The 21,276-nt window shown below is 60.8% G+C and carries 16 protein-coding genes; 5 read left to right on the top strand and 11 right to left on the bottom strand.

Features of this window, described 5'->3' with window-relative positions; translation table 11 throughout:
* Window positions 1-3: 3 nt before the first annotated feature.
* The 3 genes from D0550_RS22900 to D0550_RS22890 are packed head-to-tail and all read right to left on the bottom strand — an operon-like array spanning window position 4 to window position 7,065.
* Window positions 4-3,156, bottom strand: a complete 3,153-nt coding sequence (locus tag D0550_RS22900) for a multidrug efflux RND transporter permease subunit (protein ID WP_275129270.1) — start codon at window positions 3,154-3,156, stop codon at window positions 4-6.
* Window positions 3,140-4,285: an efflux RND transporter periplasmic adaptor subunit gene (locus tag D0550_RS22895; RefSeq protein ID WP_116811510.1), complete on the bottom strand. Its 1,146-nt coding sequence runs from the start codon at window positions 4,283-4,285 to the stop codon at window positions 3,140-3,142. The genes D0550_RS22900 and D0550_RS22895 overlap by 17 nt, the downstream gene beginning before the upstream one ends.
* Complete coding sequence (locus D0550_RS22890) at window positions 4,282-7,065, bottom strand: TonB-dependent receptor plug domain-containing protein (protein ID WP_241520890.1); 2,784 nt, start codon at window positions 7,063-7,065, stop codon at window positions 4,282-4,284. Before D0550_RS22890 ends, D0550_RS22895 begins: the two co-directional genes overlap by 4 nt.
* A 448-nt stretch (window positions 7,066-7,513) precedes the next feature.
* Here D0550_RS22890 and D0550_RS22885 point away from each other — a divergent pair, with 448 nt between their 5' ends.
* From D0550_RS22885 to D0550_RS22870, 4 genes are read left to right on the top strand one after another with little or no spacing between them, the layout of a single operon-like run.
* Window positions 7,514-8,497: a LysR family transcriptional regulator gene (locus tag D0550_RS22885; RefSeq protein ID WP_116811508.1), complete on the top strand. Its 984-nt coding sequence runs from the start codon at window positions 7,514-7,516 to the stop codon at window positions 8,495-8,497.
* Complete coding sequence (locus D0550_RS22880) at window positions 8,494-9,600, top strand: HupE/UreJ family protein (RefSeq protein WP_116811507.1); 1,107 nt, start codon at window positions 8,494-8,496, stop codon at window positions 9,598-9,600. Before D0550_RS22885 ends, D0550_RS22880 begins: the two co-directional genes overlap by 4 nt.
* Window positions 9,601-9,625: 25 nt before the next feature.
* Complete coding sequence (locus D0550_RS22875) at window positions 9,626-11,443, top strand: vWA domain-containing protein (RefSeq protein WP_116811506.1); 1,818 nt, start codon at window positions 9,626-9,628, stop codon at window positions 11,441-11,443.
* A 12-nt stretch (window positions 11,444-11,455) separates the two neighbouring features.
* Complete coding sequence (locus D0550_RS22870; RefSeq protein WP_116811505.1) at window positions 11,456-12,823, top strand: hypothetical protein; 1,368 nt, start codon at window positions 11,456-11,458, stop codon at window positions 12,821-12,823.
* A 15-nt stretch (window positions 12,824-12,838) separates the two neighbouring features.
* On the opposite strand, the gene D0550_RS22865 is transcribed toward D0550_RS22870, so the two are convergent.
* From D0550_RS22865 to D0550_RS22855, 3 genes are read right to left on the bottom strand one after another with little or no spacing between them, the layout of a single operon-like run.
* Window positions 12,839-13,261 carry a DUF7878 domain-containing protein gene (locus tag D0550_RS22865; RefSeq protein WP_116811504.1) on the bottom strand — a complete coding sequence of 141 codons (423 nt, stop codon included), beginning with the start codon at window positions 13,259-13,261 and terminating at the stop codon, window positions 12,839-12,841.
* Window positions 13,258-14,289 carry an RHS repeat domain-containing protein gene (locus D0550_RS22860; RefSeq protein WP_161965993.1) on the bottom strand — a complete coding sequence of 344 codons (1,032 nt, stop codon included), beginning with the start codon at window positions 14,287-14,289 and terminating at the stop codon, window positions 13,258-13,260. The genes D0550_RS22865 and D0550_RS22860 overlap by 4 nt, the downstream gene beginning before the upstream one ends.
* A complete protein-coding gene (locus tag D0550_RS22855) occupies window positions 14,282-18,310 on the bottom strand; it encodes an RHS repeat domain-containing protein (protein ID WP_161965992.1) in 4,029 nt (1,342 codons plus the stop codon). Before D0550_RS22855 ends, D0550_RS22860 begins: the two co-directional genes overlap by 8 nt.
* A gap of 653 nt (window positions 18,311-18,963) precedes the next feature.
* On the opposite strand from D0550_RS22855, the gene D0550_RS22850 reads away from it, so the two are divergent.
* Window positions 18,964-19,311 (top strand): hypothetical protein, encoded by a 348-nt coding sequence (locus D0550_RS22850; protein WP_153067285.1) that lies wholly within the window; start codon window positions 18,964-18,966, stop codon window positions 19,309-19,311.
* A gap of 253 nt (window positions 19,312-19,564) precedes the next feature.
* Here D0550_RS22850 and D0550_RS22845 read toward each other — a convergent pair whose 3' ends face one another.
* From D0550_RS22845 to D0550_RS36680, 5 genes are all read right to left on the bottom strand, one after another.
* Window positions 19,565-19,888: a hypothetical protein gene (locus tag D0550_RS22845; RefSeq protein WP_116811500.1), complete on the bottom strand. Its 324-nt coding sequence runs from the start codon at window positions 19,886-19,888 to the stop codon at window positions 19,565-19,567.
* A gap of 103 nt (window positions 19,889-19,991) precedes the next feature.
* A complete protein-coding gene (locus tag D0550_RS22840) occupies window positions 19,992-20,396 on the bottom strand; it encodes a hypothetical protein (protein WP_116811499.1) in 405 nt (134 codons plus the stop codon).
* Between the two features lie 25 nt (window positions 20,397-20,421).
* The gene (locus tag D0550_RS22835; protein ID WP_116811498.1) at window positions 20,422-20,706 is read right to left on the bottom strand and encodes a hypothetical protein; all 285 of its coding nucleotides are present in this window, start codon (window positions 20,704-20,706) and stop codon (window positions 20,422-20,424) included.
* Window positions 20,682-20,969, bottom strand: a complete 288-nt coding sequence (locus D0550_RS22830) for a hypothetical protein (RefSeq protein WP_153067284.1) — start codon at window positions 20,967-20,969, stop codon at window positions 20,682-20,684. Before D0550_RS22830 ends, D0550_RS22835 begins: the two co-directional genes overlap by 25 nt.
* A gap of 64 nt (window positions 20,970-21,033) precedes the next feature.
* Window positions 21,034-21,270, bottom strand: a complete 237-nt coding sequence (locus D0550_RS36680; RefSeq protein ID WP_322109750.1) for a GDCCVxC domain-containing (seleno)protein — start codon at window positions 21,268-21,270, stop codon at window positions 21,034-21,036.
* Window positions 21,271-21,276: the final 6 nt, after the last annotated feature.

Raw genomic sequence — 21,276 nt, 5'->3', positions numbered from 1 at the left:
TCTCTATTTCTCCGCAAGGATCAAGGGGGGCATCGGTTCTGCCTTGGGCGCGCGGCCGGCAAAGACGCGGTCGAGCGCCAGATAAATCACTGGGGTCGTGTACAACGTCAACAGCTGGCTCACCAGCAACCCGCCGAACACTGCGATGCCGAGCGGCTGACGCAGCTCCGAGCCCGTGCCAAAACCGAGCATCAGCGGCACGGCGCCGAGCATCGCCGCGACCGTCGTCATGATGATGGGACGGAATCGAACCAGACAGGCTTCGTGAATGGCCTCGGTGGGCGTGGCACCCGCGCGCTGCCGTTCGAGCGCGAAGTCGACCATCAGAATGCCATTCTTCTTCACGATGCCGATCAGCAGCACGACGCCAATCAGCGCCATGATGGAAAAGTCCTGCCCCACGGCCCACAGCGCGAAAATCGCACCCACACCCGCGGACGGCAGCGTCGAGAGAATCGTCAAAGGATGCACGAAGCTCTCGTACAGCACGCCCAGGATAATGTAGACAGTCACCAACGCGGCCAGGATCAGCCATGGCTGAGTGGCGAGCGCTTCCTGGAACGCCTGTGCGTTGCCTTTGAATGTTCCTTTGATCGTCGACGGCGCGCCCACCTCGATCTCTGCCTGCGCGATCAGCCTCACCGCATCGCCGAGCGCAATTCCGGGTGCCATGTTGAAAGAGATGGTCGCCGAGGGAAACATCCCATCGTGGCTGATGCTCAGCGGGCCGACCGATGGCGGCTCCAGCTTTGTCACCGCGGCGAGCGGCACCATTTGACCCGTCGACGGAGAGCGCAAATAGAAGTGCTGCAGACTGTCGGCCCGGCTGCGTTGCCGCGGGTCGGCCTCGAGGATGATCTTGTACTGATTGATCTCGTTCTGATATTCGCTGATCTGCCGCTGCCCGTACGCGTCGTACAGCACCTGATCGATATCTTCTGCGCGAATGCCGAACCGGGCAGCAGCGACGCGATCGATGGTGAGTTTCGTCACGGCCGCGCGCAACTGCATTTCATTGGAGACATCGCGGAACTGCGGCATGCTCTGCAACTTCTCCGCGAGTCGATTGGCCCACTCGCCCAGTTCGTTGCTATCGGCGCCGCTCAAGACATACTGGTATTGCGAACGCGAGCCACGGCCGGCGAGATTGATGTCCTGCTGAGTACGCAGCACCAGATTGACACCGGCGACCTGATTCAATTGCGGACGCAGGCGCTCGATCAACTCCTCCGACGACACATCGCGATCGGAACGATCCTTCAGCACAATATAGAAACGACCGTTCGCCAGATTCGGGTTTGGTGGCGCGGCGCCGACCACATGACTGATCGCCTGGATCGCATCGTCCCGGCTCACTATCTCCGCGAGCGCCTGATGCTTCTGCACCATGCTGGAATAGGACACGTCATCGGCGGCGCGCGAAGAGCCGACGATGTAGGCGGTGTCCTGAAGTGGAAAGAACCCCTTGGGCACGAGTACGTAGCCCGCCACCGCAACACCAATCGTCAGCGCAAACGTGACCAGTACGGCGCGCTGATGACCGAGCGCCCAGACCAGCCCACGATCGTAAGCAGCGACCATTCGATCGCTGAAGCTTGCTTTCCCAGGCGCATGGGGCGGCAAAGGCTTCATGAAGCGCGCAGCGAGCATGGGCGCGAGGGTCAACGACGCGATCACCGAGAACACGATTGCCGCCGTTAGCGTCGCGGCGAACTCACGAAACAACCGCCCGACCACGCCGCCCATCAGCAACAAAGGAATGAACGCAGCCACCAGCGACAAGCTGATGGAGATCACGGTGAAGCCGATCTCAGAGGCGCCTTTGAGTGCCGCTTCGAGCATCCCCTCGCCCGCTTCCAGATGTCGATGAATATTCTCGACCACGACGATGGCATCATCGACGACGAACCCGACCGCCACCACCAACGCAACCAGTGTCAAATTATTGAGACTGAACCCCAGCACATACATCGCGGCGACCGTGGCGACCAGTGCGACGGTCAGCACGCACGCGACGATGACCGTCGCCGACAGCTGCCGCAGGAATGCGCCCATGACCAGGATGACCAGTACGAATGTCACCGCCAACGTGAGCTGCACTTCATGCAGCGACGAGCGGATCGTGCGCGTTCGGTCATTGAGCACCTCGAGCTCTACGCTTGCCGGCAGCCGCTCGCGAATCGCTGGCAATGCAGCCTGCACAGCTTCGGCCGTAGAGACGATGTTTGCTCCAGGCTGGCGCCGAACCATGATGTATACGCCCGGCTTGCCGTTCTGCCAGGACGAGATGTAGTCGTTCTCCGCCCCCATCGACACTTTCGCGACATCGCGCAGGAACACCGGCGCGCCTTGTCGGTACGCCACGATCAAGTTGTCGTAGTCGGCGGGCCGGAAGATCTGATCATTGGTGGCCAGCGTGGAGACACGCCCCTCGCCGTAGATCGCACCTTTGGCCCGATTCACGCTGCCGGACTGAATGACCTGCCGCAGGTCGGCGAATGTGAGTCCAAGCGCCGCGAGCTTTTCGGGCGAGGCCTGCACACGCAGCGCCGGCTTGCGTTGACCGTAGATATTCACTTCCGACACGCCGCCGATCTGACTGAGCTGCCGCGCCACCGAGGTTTCGGCGACGTCACTCAACGCGGTCAGCGTCATGACCTCGGACTGCATTCGCAGGCCGAGGATGGGACTGTCGTTGGGATTGGACTTACGCCAACTGGGCAGACTCGGAAGTTCCGCCGGCAATCTGCCGGTCGCCGCGTTGATTGCGGCCTGCACTTCCTGTGCAGCCACGTCGATATTCTTGTCGAGCTCGAACAGCAGCGTGATGGACGTGCGACCGAGCGAACTGCTCGAGGTCATCTCGCGAATGCCCGGCACGCCGCTCAACTGCACTTCCAACGGCGTCGCCACCGACGATGCCATGGTTTCCGGACTCGCCCCCGGCAGCGCCGCGCTCACTTCGATGGTCGGCAGATCCACCTCCGGAAGGGGCGCGACCGGCAGCATCGGATAAGCGACGATGCCGAGCAGGATCAGGCCAATGGTCAGCAACGTGGTGCCGATCGGATGAGCGACACACCAGCTCGAGATCGTCGCTCGAGCGAGGCTCGCCTGGGCACGGCTCATCGCCGCGGACTCAGGTGCCGGCGACATCGGCTTTGCCGCTCAGCATCGAGGCTTTCACTTTGGCGCCCGGCCGCAGCCGGGACTGGCCATCGATCACGATCACATCGCCCGGCACCACGCCCGTGGCGATGATGGCAATCTCATCGTCGAGATAACTGGTGACGACCTGCACTGGCTCGGCGATCGCCTCGTGCACGCGATAGACAAACGCCCCATCCAATCCTTGCTGGATGGCGTGCGCCGGAACGACGGTCGCGTCCGCGCTGGTGCCGGTCTCCAATTGCAATGTCACGAACTGCCCTGGCCACAGGTCGCTGTTCGCGTTGTCGAACTCGGCACGCAGACGGAGGGTGCCGGTTGCTACGTCAATCAAATTGTCGAGCGTGGTCAGGCGGCCTTGCGCCAGCGGCGCAAGGGCGTCCCGATCGAATGCGGTAACCCGCATTTTTTGGTTCGCCTTATATGCCTCGCGCAGCCGCGGTAACACCTCTTGCGGCACCGTGAAGACGATGGAAATCGGGTCGACCTGGGTCACCGTCACGAGGCCCTGCTCGTTACCCACCTGCACCAGATTGCCTGGATCGATCCGGCGAATGCCCACCCGACCGCGCACTGGCGAGCGGATTTCGGTGAACGAAAGCTGCACGCGCTGAGCGTCGATGCGTGCCTCGCTGGCCAGAATCGCCGCTTTCAATTTCTCGACCAGCGCTGCCTGCTGCTCGATGGTCTGGCGCGAAACGATGCTGCGATCACGCAGCCCGTCGTAACGCGCCAGGTCGAGCTCGGCGATGCGAAGGTCCGCCTCCGCACTGGATTTCTCGGCCTGCGCTTGCGCCAGCGCCGCCTTGATGGAGCGATCGTCGATCCGCGCCAGCAAGGCGCCGCGCTCAACGAGCTCGCCTTCGTTGAACAACACCTCGGTAACCGTACCCGTGACCTGCGGTCGAAGCACGACGGTGTGCAGCGACTGAACCGTGCCGATCGCCGAGATGCGTTGAGGCACATCTCGGCGCTCTGCTTCAGCCACAGTCACTGGTACGCCAGAGCCGCCGCCTTTAGGCGCGGCGGACTCTGCTGGCATTTTCGCGTACCACCAATAGCCGGCGGCGAGCAGCACCACTGCGCCGATCGCCACCGCCCGATTACGTTGCGTCATGAGCCCCAGTCTATACGGAAGCCGACGCGGAACGTACGCCCAAGATAGTCATATAACGCCCGATTTATGCCTGGCTCGACGTTACTGCTATCGCCAGGGCCGAGGCCGACGACCACCGGATCCTTGTCGGTGAGGTTATTCACCTTGAAGAAAATCTGGTTGCGCGTGCTCTCCGTGCGCGTTGTCCAAGCAATGAAGGCGTCCAGATAAAACGCGCCATCGATGTGGTTGGTGTTGATCGTGCGATTCAACGCCGACGACGCCGGGCAACCCGAGGTGCACGCGACATAAGTGTTGTCGTATGTTCCCGAGCTGATGCCGCGCCCGGTGAGCTGCACCGTCAGCTGATCCAGCGTGTACGCCGCCGACAGCCGATACTGCCAATCCGGCGGACCGCCGTTGGTGTTTTGCCCGGCGCGATCGGTCGGCGGATCTACGCCGTTGTTCGAAGACATCTCGATGTAGTGCGTGGCCAGCGAGCGCAACGTGATATTGCCGGGCAACGAGCTGCCCAGATCCGACAGCGCGAATCGGTAGCTGGCCTCGAGGTCCAGGCCACGGGCGCGCTCGGACACGAAGTTGAACGGGCTGTTGGTGATGATCAGCTCGTTCCCGGAGTCTGACGTGGGATCGCGCGTGAAGGCAGCACAGAACGTCTGGTTGCCGTCATAGCAGCGATCGACGATGTCCTGCGCTGACACCATGCTGATGGCGTCGTCGATCTCGATATCGTAGTAGTCGATCGACAGCCCCAGCCCGGGCACGAACGACGGCTGATAGACGAGGCCGAGACCCAGCGCGTCAGCCTTCTCCGGCTGCAGCTCGGTATTGCCCATGGTCGTTTCGGTGAAACGCTGCGCGATGTTGTTGAAGAATGGATCGGTCAGCGAGTTGGTGCGCCGACGCCCGGCCTGGTACAGCTCTTCCAGATTCGGTGCGCGAATATCCCGTGACAGCGTCGCCCGCAAGCGCAGATCTGCCAGCGGCGACCAGGTGAGGCCCGCCTTCCAGGTCGTCACGAAGCCGGACGTGCTGTAATCAGTACCGCGCGCCGCGCCGTTGAACTCCAGGTTCCACGGCAGCGAGACCAGCGTTTCCAGGTATGCCTCGCGCACCGTGTAGTCACCGAACGTCGGCAAGAAATTGCCGACGATCCAGCCCTCCTGATACTCCGGCGCGACGTAGCCGGAGATCTCCTCGCGTCGATACTCCACGCCGAACGCCACACCAATCGGGTCGAGCCAGGGATTGCTCACCTTGGTGCTGAAGTTGAGCGCCGCCACGTCCTGCTGGAACTTCTGCGTGCGCTCCGGACGTCCCATGAAATAGGCCAGCGCCTCGGGGCTGTTGACGTTGATGCCCATGCGATTGAAGGGCACGCAGCCGTTGCCGGGATTGGCGATCGACGAGCGGCAGACGATCTCGCTAGTCACCGGATGGAACACCGCGTCCTGCGCAAGCCGCAGCCGCGCAGTATTGGCGGAGTACAAACGCTCTTCGGCATCGGTGACGCCGCGCTGATAGTACGTATCCCACTTCCAGTCCGAGCCCAGCAGGAACGAGCCTTCCGCGCCCAGCACGAAACGCTTCACCGTGCGCTCGTTGTCGCTTTCGCGAGTGGGAATGTCGGCATTCGACGAGCCCAGGTTGAACTGCGTGATGTCGGCGGACGGCAATGCGTTGTACTCGGCGATGCGCTGACGCACCGACGCCGGGATGAACGCATTGTCCGCCATGATGGTGATCGTGCCCTTATCCGACTGCACGCCGCCCCACTGTTTCGCGCTGTTGCGATTCCACGAGGCCTCACCGAACAGGCTCACGCTGTCGGTCAGCTCCCAGGACAAGCGAGTGAACACGCCATCACGGTTGCTCTCGGGCTCGAGCGACGTGAGCTGATTCGATTGTCCCAGCTGCCAATCGCCGCCGATGGTCCAGGGATCACGCGTGGCGCCATACGCGAACTGATTCACCGCCCCGCCGACGCCGAAATAGGTGCCGCGCAGAATGGTGTTCGTGATGATGCCGCCGGGCGTCATCACGCTCTGGCCGGCATTGTTGGTCACGAGATACTCCGGCGCACCATTGCCGGCCTGATACGCGGGATTGTTCACCATGTACCAGCCGTCATCGGCCCACTCGCGATGCATGCCATAGATGCCATCGCGACGAGCGGACTCTGCATTGAATAAGAGATGTCCGCGACCATCGGCGAACGGCACGCCGGCCGTCGCGGTCGCCTGCCAGTTCTGATCGTCGCCGTACGAGGTTTCGCCGCCCTCGATGTTGAATTTCACCCCGGTGTATTTCTTGTCGAGGATGAAATTCACGACGCCGGACACCGCATCGGAACCGTACGTAGCAGCAGCGCCGCCAGTAACGATCTCGATGTTCTTGACCAGGCTTTGTGGAAACGTATTGATGTCCACTGTGCCCTGCGCGAGCGAGCCCACCGAGCGGCGCCCGTCGAGAAGCACGAGCGTGCGTGCATTGCCGAGCGAGCGCAGATTCACCGAGCTGATGCCGGCCGCGCCATTGCTCAAGCTGCGATTCGCAGTCGACGGAGCGCTGCTGCCCGAGACGGATGGCAGCTCGTTGACGAAGTCGGCGATGTTCGGCTGGCCGGACGACAGAATGTCCGCCTCGCCGATCACGGTTACGGGTGTTGGTGTTTCGTAGCCAGTGCGCGCCAGGCGGCTGCCGGTAACGACCACATCTTCAATAGCGCCCTGCTCATCCGTCACCGCTGCAGTCGTGGTGGCAGGAACGTCCTGTGCCACGACCGGTGCCGCAATAGCCAACGCAAATAAAACATTCAGTCCCTTGATTGAGCCACCGATCCTCCTGATCTTGGGAGCTGAGTCAAACAACGGCGCGACCTCTCATGCAATGTGTACAACACAACGCTAGCAACAGCCGCGCCAACGCAGCATGAAAAAGTAGTTCGCCCGCATAACGATGGGTTATACGCACCGTGCTTGCGCTTGCCGCGCGCGCCACGCACTGTTTGGTCGCAATTTCGGACGACAATCGGGCCTCAAAGGGTGCACGACTCGAGGCATCGCGAATTTTTTAGGGCACGTTCAAAAAATCATGCGTGCCGCGCCATTGTGAGGGAGGGATGACTTCACTCATGCGCTCCTCGGCGCACGATCTCGCCGCCGAATTGTTGCGTGGCATGAAATCTGCACCCTCGCCTGCAAACACACCGCAACGCTGGGGAGTTGCATGCAATCGACATTGCGCGAAGCCAACGCCGACCTCGCTCCATTGGGGGTCATGCACCTGCGCTACATAGAGATGTTCCAGGCCATCCTGCAAGCGGGCACGCTGACCGATGCTGCCTCGCTGTTGAACATCTCGCAGCCGGCTGCCACCAAACTGTTGAAGCAGGCGGAGCGCCGGCTCGGCTTTCCTCTGTTCGTGCGCCTCAAGGGCCAATGGCATCTCACCCCCGAGGGCCGGCTGCTGCAGGGACAGATGGAGCGCATCTTCGAAGAGCTGCGCGACTTGCAGCGACTGGTCTCCAACATCGCGCGGGCAGATAAGTATCCGTTGCGCGCGATCAGCACGCCGACGCTCGCGAACGCCATCATCCCGAAGTCGCTGGCGCGGCTGCGCCAGACGCTCGGACAAACCTCGATCGAGTTGTCGACACAACACTCACCCGAGATGCTCAAGTCCATCATTCTGCGCGAGGCCGACATAGGCATCACTCTGCAAGAGCTCACGCACCCGGATATCCGCTGCGAGCACCTGTGCGAAGGCCCGCTCGTACTGATCGCGCCAAAGGACACCTGGTCGCGCACCGCCGCCCTGCAGCCGATCTCGATCGACTCGCTCGCGAACTCCACCCTGTTGGGCATCACGCGTGCCGATCAGCTGGGTCGCCAGTTGCAGGCCTATCTGGAACAGCTCGATCCGCCGGCGCGCATCTCGACCTGGGTGCAGACCTATCAGATCGCCAAGGACATCGTGTGCAGCGGCGAGGGTCTGGCGCTGGTCGATCCGTTCACTGCCGTGTCGGCGGGCTCGGAGCTGCAGACGCGAGTTGTCGAGCCCATCATGAAGATCAACCTGTACGCGGTGTATCGCGCCGAGGGTCCACTCAACAGCGTGCAGAAGGCGTTCGTGCAATCCGTCAGGACGATCGCCACGGAATTGATCAGCTTTCTAAGGAACAGAGAGCGCCGGCTGCACGCCGTGCAATGAGCCGCCTGTTCACGATTCTGCTGCTGTCGCTGGCAGCAGCGTTGGTTCATGCCGAGCCGACGCACGAGTCCCTGCTCTCCCTGCGCGTCGACGAGGCACGCGTGCGCGGCGAGTGGCAGGTTCCCCTGCGCGATCTGGACGCGGCACTGGAACTCGACAGCAATCACGACGGCACCATCGCCTGGCCGGAGATCGAGCATCGCCGCAAAGACATAGAAGAGTCTCTGGACGCGAACCTGCGGATTCTGGCCGACGGCGTCGATCCCGGCGTGCGCTTCGAGAAGCTGACGTTCGGCACGCGGCAGAACGAGCCGTTCGTGCTGTCGGAATTTTCGGCCATCGCCTCCAAACCAATTGCCTCTCTCGACGTCGATTACACCTTGCTGTTCGAGCAGCGGCCCGGCCACCGCGCCTCGTTGAAGGTCATCTGGGAAGGCGTCGGCTCGCAGCAAGCTGAGATCACTGCTCCCGGTGGCGCCACGATCTTTTCGCGCGCCGCCGTCACGCGGACAGGATTTCCCGAGCTATTGAAGTCGGGCGTGTGGCACATCTGGATCGGTTACGACCATGTGCTGTTCCTGCTGGTGCTACTGATTCCTGCCGTGCTCCGGCGCACGCCGCGTGGGCGCGAAGGCGCCACGGATTTCTCCGGGCCCTTTCTGCGCGTCATTGTCATCGTCTCGGCCTTCACCGTCGCGCACTCCATTACTCTGAGTTGCGCGGCCTTGGGTTGGATCGTGCTGCCGAGTCGACTGGTCGAGTCGGCAATCGCCGCGTCGGTTCTCATTGCCGCGCTCGTCAATCTTCTGCCACGCACGGCGGGCGCCAGTGGCGTCTGGATCGCATTTGGCTTCGGGCTGCTGCACGGCTTTGGCTTCGCCAATGTGCTGAGCGAAGCGGGCGCAGCAGGCGAACCGGTGTTACGCACGTTGATCGGATTCAATCTCGGCGTGGAGCTGGGACAACTCGCAATCGTCGCGGTGTTCCTGCCCGTCGCTTACCTGCTGCGCTGGACTCGCTTCTACCGAACCGGCGTGTTGTATGGCGGCTCGTCCGCGGCGGCGGCCTGCGCGATGTTCTGGCTGTGGCAACGCGCGTTGTAAATGACCGATTAGAGGATTGCTTCGAATGAGCTGGGGAAATCCCTGGATGCTGCTGGCGCTGGCCCTGCCAGTGCTTGGATTCATCCTGTTACGCCGTCTGACCCGACAAGGCTCGCAGTTGCGTTGGCCCGCCATGCGACGCGTAACGATATCGGGCAACAAAGTTCGCCCGGCCGCGCCCGAGAAAACGCGCGTCACCGTGTTCGTGATCCTCGCGATTGCACTCGCCCTGATCGCAATTGCCCGACCTCGCTGGGGCGAGGATTCATCGCAGTCCTTCAGTCAGACGCGTGAAGTCATGATCGCCATCGATTTGTCGCGCAGCATGCTCGCCGAAGACGTCGCCCCTTCCCGCCTCGATCGCGCCAAAGAGCTCACCGAAAACCTGCTCGACAGCCTGCAAGGCGAGAGTGTCGGTCTCGTGGTGTTCGCGGGCACGGCGTTCGTGCAAGTGCCGCTCAGCCCGGACTATCGAATCATTCGCGAATTCATGCCGAGCCTGGACACGGACTACCTGCCACGCGGCGGCTCGGACTATTCGAAGATGCTCGACGCCGCACTCGATGGCTTCAGCGAAGCGGCCGATCGCGATCGTTACCTCATCGTGCTCAGCGATGGCGAAAGCAGCACCGAAGGCTGGGAGCAGCGACTCGGACGCATGGCAGAGCGCGAAATCCATGTGGTCTCCATCGGCCTCGGCACTGCAAACGGCGCATTCGTTCCTGATTTGCAGAACGGCGGCTATCTCGCCGACGACAATGGCGATGCCGTCCATTCAAAGCTGATGCCCGCGACCTTACAGGCGCTGGCCAATCGAACGCTTGGCAAATACACCGATGCGGGCTCGCTCAGCGACATCAAAGATGTGAAAGCACTCTTGGCGCAGACCGTCGAAACCGGCCGCAAAGGCCGAGTCGCCAACGCAGCGGGTAGTGCCGAGATCGAGCGCTTCCAGTGGTTCCTCTTGCCCGCGATTCTGCTTGGGCTCCTCAGCTTGCTACGCGAGTTCCAGCAGCGCACCAGGCCACGTCAGATTCGCAAGGACAATGCCGAGCAGGCCGCCGAATCCCCCGATGTGCCCACTCGCCTCGCCGCCGGTGTCGCTTGCCTCGTGGCACTGAGCCTCGCTGTGCCTCCTTCCGCCCGCGCTCATTTCGACTCGGAAGCCGAGTTTCAAGTGCAGGAAGAATTCGACAGCAATCCGACTGAACGGCTGCGCAAGATTGCAGATCACCTTGCCCAGCGCGGTTACGACGCGTTCGATCTTCGTCTGATGGTCGAGGCATCCATTCGCTACGGCATCGATGCACAACGCACCGGCACCGCGGCCTCCGAGGGCGTGATCCGCGACGCCATCGAGGCTACGACTCAGGGCGAACAGCTCGACACGGCGATTGCCGACTGGTCCTACTATCGCGACCAGCTCACTGCGATGCTCGAGACACCGGCGACCGAAACTCCCGAGGATAAATCACAGGCCCCCGACGCGATCATGGACGAGGAAAACGAGCGACCCGTCGTGACCGGCGACAGCAACCAGCAATCGGCAAACGACTCCTTCGGCGAAGGCGCTTCGGCGAAAACGGATGCCGCGCTGGGTGATCTGTCGGCCGAGAAGGACACGGATACGCAGCGTGGCAAAAAGCCCAAGCCACCGAACAAGGTCCGCGCCGCAGCCGTCAGACCCGCGCGCTCCAGCAGCCCCGGCGATCCCGAAGATCCCATTCTCAAGCTCACTCGCAAGAGTCTGGACGAAGCGGCCCGCCGCGACTCTCCCGGCCGGCTGCATCAATTGATGGCGACGGAAGAGACGCAGGCAGATTCGAACAAATTCGATTGGTAAGAGGTCTTTGACATGCATCCGCTGCCCGTGGGCGAACTCGCCGCGACACCCTGGTCGCTCAGTCCGTTCTGGTTCATCGCACTGGCGCTGGGCATTCCCGCCCTGCTCTGGTTGGGGCTCGCGTGGCGACGTGCGTTGCTGGAGTGTCCGAATCGCATCAGACGTGCCGGCATCAAGGAAATGCGACGTTTGCTGAAATCGCTGCAACGCTCCGATGTGACGCCGCGTCCAGCGCACTTGCATGCGTGGCTGCGCGCGACGGCACGCGTTTGGAACATTCGTACGTCAGCGCCCTGCGTTGGCGAAGTGTCACAAGCGGCGCACGCGATCAGTGGCGACGCAGCTGTGACCTCTCGCTGGCGCACGCTGTGGCAGACGACGGAACACGGACTTTATGGGCCGAATGTTCAACCGACGCGCGATTGGCTGCAGGATGCAACCAGCGTCGCCGCAACCGTCGACATGCCGAAGCGAGAGCGATTGTTTCCCAATCGTCTCGGCCATTGGCTGCCATCGGTCGCGAGCGCCATGCTCGTCGTCATCATGATCGGTTCGCAAGCGCTGGCCGACGTACCGTGGTCGGCGCCTCCTGCGGCCGGTAGCCCCGCGCCAACGTCTGGATTGGGCGTTCCGCCACCGCCCACTGCGGAAGCGGAGCTGGAAATGGCTTCGGAAGAGGCGCCGGTAGACTTCGCTCCAGAAGTCGCGGAGAACGCAGAGGCAGCACTGGAGAACAACTGGAACGATTGGGCCGCCCATCGCAATCTCGCGGCTTATCAAACACAGCAAGGCGAATTGAATCTTGCGATCGCTCACGCGGCAGCCGCCTTCATTCAACATCCGACCGGCTCGGATACTCGCGATGCGCTGCTCGCTGCGCTGGGCGAGACCGAGACGGTCGATCGAACCCTGCGTCGCTTGTTGTCTGGCGCTTGGTATGAGCGCGCACCCGCCCTGCTCTCACCCGCCGGCTGGCAACGCCTGGCGCTGCTCGCCGCGCTTCTCACCGCAGCGGGTTTCTGTGTGATGGTTCTTTCGCTGTACACCCGTGGCAGTCAATCGCGATTGCAGGGAGCCACCGTTGTGTGGGCCGGTCGTGGTGTCGCCGCACTCGGCGTGATCGTTCTGATTGCATCGGTCGTGAGCTGGAACGCGTACGGCTCATTCGCTCATCCAGAAGCGGCGATTCTGATCCAGAGCGCGAATGTGAGCCCGGTGCCGACTGACCTGGTGCCAACGGAAGAAACCTCGCCCCTGTCCGCCGGCTCTGTTGTGATCGGCGAACGCAACTTCCTTGGCTGGCGCAAGGTGGAGGGAGAGCGGGAGATCTCTGGGTGGGTTCGCGGTAACGCTTTGATGCCGTTGTACGGGAGCCGCTAAGCCGCGGGGGCTGGGTCACCAGCAGCCCAGCACTTCTCGCACATCAGTCTTGAGTTCGTCCTGGCACCGCCGTTGCACTTCCTCCAGAAACTTGGTGACGGCCTCGTCAATCTCCCACAGCTGCTTCACAGGCGGTTTCAGCTGCTCGTGGCAAGACCCGATCGACCACCCTCCATCAGTCCTTAGTATCCGCACCAACCCCAACTCGCTACTTTCCATGGAGTCGAGGTTGAAATCCGCACGCTGATCCGGTTTCACATCCACCCACTTTCTCAGGTGATAGGCGAGCTCAAGGACAGGAAAGTCTGGTTCCTCATAGATGGACAACCCGTCCGCGTTGACTTCCAAGTCCGCAGTGATTCCGATCAGAAGATCCGGCAGGGACTTCGTGCCAGATGCGGACGACCTAAGGTTTCGCAGATTGATTCTCAGCGTCACGGCTTCACCGGAAACGCAGTCCAGATCTTTCCGTCGTTACCAACTACCACTCTAAGAGCAGTCTCTCCGCGGGAACCAACCGCGCGGCCTAGATCAGTCACGACTCGGAACGACTCGTCCACGTTGTTGGGGCTGAACACCGCATTTGGTGATCGCAACGCCTCGGCTATCGCACCTTGCGGATCCACGCCTTCCCCGAACTTTGCATAGCGACCACCCGCTCCCGGTAAGTGCTTTACGGGCACTCGGAACGCAGCCACATCATCCGCAGCCCTAAAAGCAGCACTTGAAGCCTCTCTGAGCGCACTCCCTGCTCCCCTTGCGGAATCGGACGCTCCGTCAACGATCTTCAGGGCCCGAGCGGCATCGCCCGCGTGCTCCATCTTTACGACATCCGAGGCCATGTTGGCAACACGGGCGGCGTTTTTGATGGTGGATAGGCCACTGGTCGCGGCGCCGAGCGTGGTATCGAACGCCAACTCGCCCCAGCTGAAGCTGTCTCGCGTGCCCAGCGCCATCTCGATGTGCTGGATGGCGATGTTCTCGACCGCCGCCTTGACGCCACCGACGATGAAGTTGATGAACTCACCATCCGGATCGGTATAGCGGTACGGGTTGTTGGCCGCGTACGCGTAGCGCGTGAACGTATGCGGCTCCGACTCCATGAAGCGAATCGGATCCACCGACATGAACCGACCGATCGCGGGGTCGTAGTGACGCGCCTGCATGTAGATCGTGCCGGTTTCGACATCCTCCACATGCCCGGTGAACCAGCGATTGTTCTCGATCGAGGCCGCGTACTCGATGTCGTTCTGAATGCGCTGACCGTACGGTTCGTAGCTGGTGCGCCAGATGTAATAGCCCTTCGCATCGGTCGCCGCGATCGGCGAACCAGCAACGTCATTGTGATAGTAAGTGACGAGCTCGCCCGCAAGCGCCGTGCCCGATAGGCCGCCGAGCACAAGCGATGCGATGAGAACTCGACACAGGGCGATCAGCGCCCTGCCCGCTTGCATCAGTTTAGTCATTGAGGAGCATCTCGATGATGGGGATGAGCGCTGGGTTGAATCTTGGATGCGGATCCAATCCATCGGGGATACCGTCATTGTCGGTATCTGCCTTGTTCGGGTTGGTGCCGAGTTGCGATTCCTGCAGATTGGTTAGACCGTCGCCGTCCGGATCGAGGTGCGCATCATTCACGAACGGGTTGAGCCCGAAACGCACCTCATATCCATCAGACATACCATCGCCATCGGTATCCGCCGACGTCAGCTCCGTGCCGGCAAGGTACTCGGCGAGGTTCGACAGACCATCGCCATCGAAATCGAGCAGCGCATCGTTGGGATCGGTCATCGAAGAGCCGATCTGCAGCTCAATGTGATTCGGCAGACCGTCGCCATCGATATCCGGATTCACCCCATCGCCAAAGTCCCGGCGTGCGACCAGCTTGTTGCCGGCATAGAAAAACTCGCTTGACTGCGCGGCCGTGGCATTCGTCTGGTACATGAGCAAGCCCGCCTGATTGTAGAGATAATAGGTATCTCCACCGGATGCCGAGGAGCGAATGCGCTTGCCATTGCCATCGTACTGATAGTTCAAGCCCACCACCGAGGGGACCGAGACGAGCTGAGAAGCATCGTTGAACGTGTACGAATACAAGCCATTGTTCGTGATATTTCCGTACACGTCATATTGCAGCGTGTAGTTCACCGCGCCCGTAACGGAGGACAGCCGATTCGTGGTCTCGTCGTAATGCAATGACTTCGCGGCGGCCCCAAGTGCGATCGAGGTAATGTTATCGGCCGCATCATAGACGAGCGTGCCCGTGCCCCACGGACCGTCCGCACCGATCAATCGATGCACACCGTCGTAGCGAAGCTCACGGCTATTGCGCGCATCGCGGTGGTCAACGATCGTGGTGAGATCGCCGCGCGTGTTGTACACCAAGCCCATGGACACGCGCTGGACCGCGCCTCGAGCGACGACGATCGAATCAGGATAGTTGCGATTGTCGAGCGTGAAGGTGAGCTGTTGACCGTTCCCATAGGTCATGGCCTTCAGTTCGCCATTGGGGTGATAGCCAAGGCTGTTTGCATAAGCGCCCACGCTCGTCGCCCGACCCAGCGCATCCGGATGGGTGAGGATCTCGGTGCCGCTTGGATAAGTGATCTTCGCTAGAGCGTCATTGCCATCGTACTCATAGCCCAGTCCAAAGGTGCGCCCGTTGGTCGTGAGAATCTCGGTACCCAGGCGGCGCGCCGCATCGTACGTGTAGTCCCAACGACCGCTGCTGTTGGTCACCCAGCGCAACTTACCGTCCGCGTAATAACCTTTGTTCACATCCGGTGTGGCCCCCGGGTAATCGATGTCGGTGAGCCGATTGAGCGCATCGTAGGTATAGGTCGTGGCGCCGGAGCTCGCAACCTTCGATGTTTTGAGGTTGCCCTGCTCATCGTAGCTGAACTCGGTCGTTCCGGTTTCCGGCTCGATGATCTTCCACACTAACTTCGTCGGATAGTACACATACTCTCGCAGCACCGAGCCCTGCTGGACGCTCGTCAAGTTACCGAGTCTGTCCCGACCCAGTTGCGTGTGGATGTATTCGCTCGCCTCAAACTTATTGCTCGCCAGGCGACTGCTCTGCCGAATACTCATGAGCGCCTTTTCATCGGGATTGCCGTACGAGCGGTAATACCGGTAGGCGTGATGGGGCAGCTCTCCGGGAACCTCGAAGCTGATGAGCTCCGCATTCTCGTTGTATTGGGTGGTCTTGCCACCCTTGACGCAGTGATAACAGATCCAGGCATAGCTGCCATCGGAGGTGTTCGTCTCCTTGGTCTTTCGGTCAAGCACATCGTATTCATACGACAGCCCGCGCAGCTCCCCAGCCGACAAGCTCGGAATGGACTTGAAACTAAGCCGCCCCGCCGGGTCGTACAGGCTACGGACATAGGTGATCTCATTGACAGGCTTCGTCAGGTCCCGTTCCTTGATCTCAGTAACTCGCCACAGCGCATCCGTGCTGACAGTCTTCTCATAGTTGCCGCGGGTGAGCACCATCCGCGTCGGCGTCGGCCAGGCGATGTTCGTAATGCCCCCCAGTGGCGGAGTGAGTTTCGTCGGCCGCTTCAGACCATCATATTCATAGTACGTCGTGTTGCTGAGCGGGTCCTTCGACCATTGCACCGTGCCATCCGGATTGACCTCACGCTCGTAGACCACGCCTGAGGGATGCTCCTCGCGCCGCGCGGTACCGCGATAGTAGTTCGTGTAGGTCTGCGACAGCTGGACGCCGTCCTTCATCCAATAGCGATGATGCAGGCTGCCGTCGCTGTGGTAGTCATAGCTTTCGACGATCCCGTACTTGTTGAGGGACTGCAGCTTGCCGTTGCCAAAGAACGTCCGATCGATGATGCCTTCACCGACCACCTCCTCGGAGTCCACCACGTTGGCGATCCAAGGCGAGCTGCTCGAGAAGTAGGTGTAGTTGGTCTGGCGGGTGGCGTTGCCGTTCTCGACCATGGTCCGTGCCAGGCCAAAGCTGTCGAAATTCGACCAAGTCGTCACATACGACAGCCCGGGCGCGAGCTCAGCAATGGTCTGCGATTGCATCGGCACGGGTTTTACTTGGTTGGGCAGCGCATAGGCCCCCAGAATCGATTGCCCGATCGCGGGCAGGTCCGCATAGACGGGCGTAATCGTTCGATACGCGACCGAGGCATCGATGCTTGAAATGACCAGCGAAGAGAGCAGCCCGGGCAACAGCGGATTGCGTGGCGGCTGATACAGATAGTTATCGTTGAAGACGTTGTGCCAGCCGCGGTGGAACGTGTACGCCTCGCGACGCGTCGGACCAGTGATCGTCACGAACTCATAGTCCGTATTGATGGATTTGGTGTAGGTCCAGGACGATGTTGGAATCGTCGCCCCGGTGACGGATCGCGTATGAACCACATTGCCCCGATCAGGGACCGGCTTGTGATAGGTGTAGTTCACTGAGGCGCCGCTCGGCGCGGTCACTCGCGTCATGCCCGGACCGTTGTAGATCAACGCGCCGTCGCTAGTGTTGAGGTAAGACCATTGCAATCCCTCCGGCTGGACGACGCGCTCCAGGCAGTTGCCCTGCCATGCGAAGCGGCCGCTGCCGGAAGAGCACGCCACATAGTAGAAATTCCAGGACCGCCCATTGAACGTGAAGCTCTGCAGCTTTCGGGACGATGGCGCCGTGCTCTGGGGATAGTAGTTGAACGTAACCGCGCGGCCGTCATTGGCGGTGATGCTTGCAAGCCGGTTTTGATACTGGATGCCGGAAGGCTCGTACGCATACGTAAGTGAGTTCCCATGCACGTCAGTGACCGTGGTCGCGCCGAAGACTTGATAGCCTGGAAACGTACCGTACCGCTGGTCCCCGAACTTCAGGTGCGTCCACTGCTGCATCAGGTAACGCGTACCGCTGGGCGAGCTCACCTCGAAACCGGCACCGGAATTCACACAGCGAACGATCCAGTTGTCCGCCGTCACGTACTTCACATCCGTAGGATACTGGGTCGCCGAGTCCAGCTTGCGCACGAGCAAGCGCGCGCGCTCCCCTGGCATGAGCAGCACCATCGGCCCACTGTAGAAGCTGCCTGGCGTAGATACCGTGGGTTGACCGGGCGGCGGTTGGTCGAAAAGCTCAATGGTATCCGGTGGCCCGGGCTGCTCACATTGTGGTCCGCGCGTCGTGATATGCGGCGTCGTTTGGATATGGATTCTCGGAACTTCCAGCTCCCAGTTTCCCATCGGCCCGTACACGGGCGACTTGCCAAAGGAGCGGGACACGACAATATCGAGGCCACCATTGCCGGGGACGATGAGCTCCTTGGTCTCCCAGGACAACGTCAGCGTGCGCACATCGAGGTACTCGCCCTCGAATTGGCCCACATTGATTGAACTGAAACTGTTCTCCGGCTTGCCAAAAATTTCTTGGGGCGTGATCGCCCAAGCCGAGCTGACCGCCAGGAGCCAGCCCAAGCCGATTGAAGTGAGAAAATACTGAAGTCCGCGCATGGTGATCCGCATCGAGTTCATAGCCGGTAACCACTCGCGGACCACAGATGTGCGCGAGATTTCGATAGCAAAGCGCTAGTAAGGGGTGTTTGAGACGAGTTGCGGCGGGAACTGCAGCTCAGTGGACGCTCAAAAAGGTGCGACGAACATACATGTCCCTGTTCGCAGGATAGGGCGCGCCTTGCCGCCGGGACGGCAAACGCAGATGTGACAGCCAATGTCAACGCAATAACCTTCCTTAGTTCTCACCCGCAACGTTCTCGGTATGCGCACTTTTATTTTGAGAATGTAGTTCTGTCAACGCTCCCCAGATCGAATCAGGTTTTTCCCGAATGCGAAGGCACACCGATGACCTTTCGGCGTGGAACTCGATTTATCACAAGACCGCCGTTGACCATCCAGCCGTTTACGAACGAGTGGCTAGAGCCGACATCTATAGACAGCCCTTCGATTTAGCCTCTGCCGCACACCGCGGCAGAATACCAATTCGCCAAGATTGGGCGGACTTTGCAGTTGAGTCCGCAGGTGTGCATCCATCTCGGCATAGTCTGATTTATCGAACACCTGAACTCGTTCCAGGATATTGACAGCGCCCCGCGGTCGCGTAGCCTTGTTGGCAATTGGGCGGAAGCAATACTTATAAGGACGGACAGATGAAAGTATCGATCTTCGCAGCGATGACATGTGCCACGATGTTTGCAACGAATGCTCTAGCGAACTCCGAAATCGTCGGCACGGTGCAGGTTGTCAACGTCAACAAATCCTGGCAGGGCATTCTCGTTCAGCTCGCAGGCGCTCCTGTGTTCGAGCCAGGGTCACCCTGCAATAGCACCTACGTGTACTCGCCGACTTCCGACGAACTCACAAAGTACATTCTGGCGGTTTTGACGGCAGCGAAATCATCGGGTGAGCAGGTTCGGATCGGAACGAACGGCTGTATCTCCACTCCGATGGGAAGCGTGCCAAGGATCGATTGGGTAGACCTCGGAAACCGCCTCTGATTCTTCGTTCGCGCCATAGGGCACGCTCGCCCGAAAAAGAATGTGCTCTCAACTCGGGATGTACAAACGATCGTGCCTATGGCGGACATCATCGTTGGCGGTTCGGCTGCGATGAGAGGCAATCTGGAGCCACTTCGCGCCGACACCCCGGGGCTGAACCGACCGAGGCGTAGTCGAGCACGAGCGGAGCGCGCCCCTCGTTGATGCCGTTGTACGCGGGGCGCTAGCTGTCCACAGGCAAGAGCGGACGCACTCACTTCGAGACGAAGATATCCCACAATCCACACTCGCCAAATACTCGAGCGCCTGCATCGTCCACCCGGAGGTGGACAGTGAGGTCCATCGAGAATGCCATCATCGCGGTGGCATAAGCCGCCTTGCCGTTCGCTGAATTCACATCCAACCAGTATCGGTTACCGCAATTGGGACCGAGGGATTGGGCCATAGTGATAAAGGCGTACGGCCCCTCAACACGCAAACCGGTAACCTGCCCGGCGTTCGCGAGCAACGCTGCCTGTGCATCCGACAAGGCGAGCACGCAGAGAGATGCGAGTGCAGCTCTGTGGAATACCTTCATATGTCACTTCCTGGTCGCTTGTGATGGGTTGAACGTCCTGTGAGGGATTTTGCTCACGCAGCCACTGTCGAAAACTTTCGCGGCCAACGAATCGTGATGAGGATCAGCCCAGCACGTAGCCCTTCGCGCCGACGACGAGGCGACCGACGCATGCGAGCGGCAGTAGCACAAAGAAAATCCACCCCGCAAGGGAAGTCGTGCCCGCGACCACAAGCGCTCCGGCGGGTCCGATCGCAATCGCGATCAGACCGAAGATGAGACAAAGCTGCACCACGAGCGTGGGAAAGGGTTTGCGACCGTCGCCCCTGATGTAGACATACATCGCCCTCACCGCCACGGCGAGGGCGACGATTCCCAGATACCAGGTCACTGTCCAGAGCGCGCTCCAGTAGCCATCGCGAAATGCGAGCATGATCTGATGAGGAATCAGAACGAGCGCCGGCGGCCAAAAAACAAACATGGGGCCGAGGCACACGATGATTTCCAGCAGTGGCGCGCGCCTCTTCATGTCGCCAGCGCATCTCGCGCTCACCTCAAGACTCGGGAGGAGCAGCATACACCGCCGGCGGGCCGGACTGCTGAATGTCCGGCTTGTTGAAACTCGGACCGGACGAACCGGAGAGCAGCCCGACCGGGTTGTCGTCGAAGAAGCCCTTCATCTGCCCGTCTAGCGCCCTGAACGCTTCCGCGCCGAAAACGTCGTTGCCCCAGCCAATGATGACCTGCACACCAACTTGCCGATCCGCATCGAGGATTTGCTCTGAGCGTATCGAGGCCGTGCCGCGGCGGATAGCTACAGGCAGTTGCCATTGCCACATGCAACGCCTAAAGCCGCAAAAAGGAGCACGCCGGTCATTACGACGGCATAAGCAGAGCTGGCTGCGAGTCGGGCCCCAAGGCTACTCAACGGCAGCCGATAGATCATCGCCGCTCCCGCAAGAATGAACCCGCCGAGCAACGCCAAATCCCAGTTTGACGGAAAGACGGATCCGTAGCCGAGTTCATAGACAAGTGCGAAAACGGCCGGCACACCCAGCAACGAGCTGGCCAAAGCCCACAGCAATGCGCTCCTGCTGCTCATGAAGCCCAACCCTGTGTGCCCGCCTCCACCGACCAGTGAGTCGCGGAATCGTCGCGAGCGACTCTCATGCGTTTCCCTTCGAGCAGCAGTCGCGCGCCTCTTGGATTGGCGGGCATTTTACGGAGCCATACGAACAGAAGACGCAGCAGTCTCCCGGTTTCGGTTTAAGCAATGTTTTGCACCCGGCACACTCATGAAAATAGATGCACGCATTGGTGGGCATCACCTCGATCGACACAAACCCACAGTGCGGGCAGGTCAGTTCCGACTCCAGAAGCGTGCGGGGTTTGCGCGCGGCTATGGAATG

This window comes from Steroidobacter cummioxidans, from assembly GCF_003104955.1.
This window is presented reverse-complemented; position numbering and strand designations above follow the sequence as displayed.

What these genes read in the sequence shown, in the direction of transcription:
- D0550_RS22900 (WP_275129270.1), bottom strand. Translation starts at nt 3,156, where the DNA reads ATGTCGCCGGCACCTGAGTCCGCGGCGATGAGCCGTGCCCAGGCGAGC.
- D0550_RS22895 (WP_116811510.1), bottom strand. Translation starts at nt 4,285, where the DNA reads ATGACGCAACGTAATCGGGCGGTGGCGATCGGCGCAGTGGTGCTGCTC.
- D0550_RS22885 (WP_116811508.1), top strand. Translation starts at nt 7,514, where the DNA reads ATGCAATCGACATTGCGCGAAGCCAACGCCGACCTCGCTCCATTGGGG.
- D0550_RS22880 (WP_116811507.1), top strand. Translation starts at nt 8,494, where the DNA reads ATGAGCCGCCTGTTCACGATTCTGCTGCTGTCGCTGGCAGCAGCGTTG.
- D0550_RS22875 (WP_116811506.1), top strand. Translation starts at nt 9,626, where the DNA reads ATGAGCTGGGGAAATCCCTGGATGCTGCTGGCGCTGGCCCTGCCAGTG.
- D0550_RS22870 (WP_116811505.1), top strand. Translation starts at nt 11,456, where the DNA reads ATGCATCCGCTGCCCGTGGGCGAACTCGCCGCGACACCCTGGTCGCTC.
- D0550_RS22860 (WP_161965993.1), bottom strand. Translation starts at nt 14,289, where the DNA reads ATGACTAAACTGATGCAAGCGGGCAGGGCGCTGATCGCCCTGTGTCGA.
- D0550_RS22855 (WP_161965992.1), bottom strand. Translation starts at nt 18,310, where the DNA reads ATGCGCGGACTTCAGTATTTTCTCACTTCAATCGGCTTGGGCTGGCTC.
- D0550_RS22850 (WP_153067285.1), top strand. Translation starts at nt 18,964, where the DNA reads ATGAAAGTATCGATCTTCGCAGCGATGACATGTGCCACGATGTTTGCA.
- D0550_RS22845 (WP_116811500.1), bottom strand. Translation starts at nt 19,888, where the DNA reads ATGAAGGTATTCCACAGAGCTGCACTCGCATCTCTCTGCGTGCTCGCC.
- D0550_RS22840 (WP_116811499.1), bottom strand. Translation starts at nt 20,396, where the DNA reads ATGAAGAGGCGCGCGCCACTGCTGGAAATCATCGTGTGCCTCGGCCCC.
- D0550_RS22835 (WP_116811498.1), bottom strand. Translation starts at nt 20,706, where the DNA reads ATGTGGCAATGGCAACTGCCTGTAGCTATCCGCCGCGGCACGGCCTCG.
- D0550_RS22830 (WP_153067284.1), bottom strand. Translation starts at nt 20,969, where the DNA reads ATGAGCAGCAGGAGCGCATTGCTGTGGGCTTTGGCCAGCTCGTTGCTG.